Origin of the sequence: Microcystis sp. M49636_WE2 (genome assembly GCF_030065375.1) — a bacterium.
Lineage (GTDB): Bacteria > Cyanobacteriota > Cyanobacteriia > Cyanobacteriales > Microcystaceae > Microcystis > Microcystis aeruginosa_C.
Map to the genome: position 1 here is coordinate 1 of NZ_JASJFG010000800.1, position 1825 is coordinate 1825.

General features: G+C 43.0%; 3 protein-coding genes. 2 read left to right on the forward strand and 1 reads right to left on the reverse strand.

The window, feature by feature from the left end; genetic code table 11:
* The coding region (locus PX484_RS18290; RefSeq protein WP_288105023.1) for an aldo/keto reductase at positions 1–678 on the forward strand (678 nt) is incomplete at its 5' end.
* 154 nt (positions 679–832) lie between these two features.
* Positions 833–1273 carry a beta-carboxysome assembly chaperone CcmS gene (gene ccmS / locus PX484_RS18295; protein WP_002802030.1) on the forward strand — a complete coding sequence of 147 codons (441 nt, stop codon included), beginning with the start codon at positions 833–835 and terminating at the stop codon, positions 1271–1273.
* Here ccmS and PX484_RS18300 read toward each other — a convergent pair.
* Positions 1229–1825, reverse strand: a 597-nt coding sequence (locus tag PX484_RS18300) for an N-acetylglucosamine-6-phosphate deacetylase (RefSeq protein ID WP_288105024.1), incomplete at its 5' end; no start/stop codon positions are given. The genes ccmS and PX484_RS18300 overlap by 45 nt on opposite strands.

Sequence of the window (1825 nt, forward strand, 5' to 3'; positions counted from 1 at the left end):
ATGGATGTGGATAGTCTCGATTTATTGCAGTTTCACTGGTGGGATTATCGCGATAAAAATTATCTAGATGCCTTATATTTTTTAGGAGAATTACAACAGGAAGGCAAAATTAAACACCTGGCCTTGACTAATTTCGACACGGAACATTTAAAAATTATTCTCAGCGCCGGGATTAAAATAGTCTCCAATCAAGTCCAGTTTTCTCTAATCGATCGCCGTCCCCTCGTCAAAATGGCGCAATTTTGCCAAGAACATAACATCTATCTACTCGCCTATGGTACTCTAGCAGGAGGCTTATTAGGGGCAAAATATCTCGGTCATCCCGAACCCAATGCCATGAGTCTCAATACCGCTAGTTTACGGAAATATAAAAACATGATCAATGCTTGGGGAAACTGGCAATTATTCCAAGAATTATTAACCGTTCTTAAAGCGATCGCTGATTCCTATCACGTCACCATTCCTAATGTGGCAGTGCGTTACGTTCTCGAACAAAAGGCCGTAGCCGGGGCAATTATCGGGGTGCGTTTGGGTGTTGCTGAACATATCCAAGAAAATGCCCGTATTTTCGATTTTCAATTATCCCCCCAAGACTATCAAAAAATTGATCATGTCTTGCAAAAATCCCGGGATTTATTGCAGTTGATCGGTGATTGCGGTGATGAATACCGTCGTTAAGTAGGTAGGTGTTAAAAATTCTCAGCTTTCCCCCCTTATTAAGGGGGATCCCCCCGCCTATCGGCACCCCCCTTATCAAGGGGGGCAGGGGGGATCGGCACACCCCTTATCAAGGACTGATAACTGATAACTGATAACTGAAAAGAGGCTAATGATGAGATTTGAACAACCAATCCCCGATGATCCCGCTAATCAATGGCGCTATCAATTAGATCAATTCGTGCAAGAAAATCAACAGGAATTAGCCGGTTTAATGTGGGGTTTACTCTCGGAATGGGGAAAAGATACCCAAGAAACCCTGGGCATCGATCTTAAACCCCAGCCCCATTTTGTCTGTTGTTCTAGGGAGGCTCTAGAGAAATTAAATCGCCAGGTTAATCGCAAAATTCAAGAGATGCTTGGGATTATTTATCGCTATAATCCCAGCGAAGAAGTGGCTATAGTTGCTATCGGTGATGGTCAGGTAAAATTGATTTATTTTCAACCCGATCTTTCCCCTCCTGAATGTTTTGATCGCCTCGAAGTGGATCTCGATACTCTCATTCAACAGTTAGAGGCCAAAATGCTGGCGGAAATCCAATCTTTCCCAATTTGATGCCGATTGCCAGCGCAAAAAGTTGGCAGGTTGTCCCACGGATAAACCCGCTAATCCGATCGCTTTTCTGGGGGATTCTGTCCCTAGAAGAATCGCTGTTTCTAAATCACATATTCCCCAGTTAACTAAATTGGCTACTCCTTGTAATAAGGGTAAGGTTGTTCCCGCTAAAGTACCATCAAAAAGTCTTGCTGTTCCCTGTTTAACTTCAATTTCTCTCTCGTCCCAAGGATAGACACCATCTTCTAAACCGATCGGCGCTAAAGCATCACTAACTAAGAAAATTCCTCGATGATAATTACTGGCTTTTAGTAATAATTCTATCATGGTTGGATGGATGTGTTGACCATCGGCAATTAACCCACAATACACATCGCGATTGATAATTGCTTCCCCTAATAACCCCGGTTGACGATGGTGTAAAGGAGGCATGGCATTAAAGGCATGAGTAACCATTTTTGCCCCCTGTAAAAAGGCTTTTTTGGCTATTTCTTGACTCGCTTGCGAATGTCCTAAACTGACGGTAATCCCTCGATCGCTTAGGTATTTAAT

Coding starts and splice junctions, on each gene's coding strand:
- ccmS (WP_002802030.1), top strand. CDS start 833: ATGAGATTTGAACAACCAATCCCCGATGATCCCGCTAATCAATGGCGC.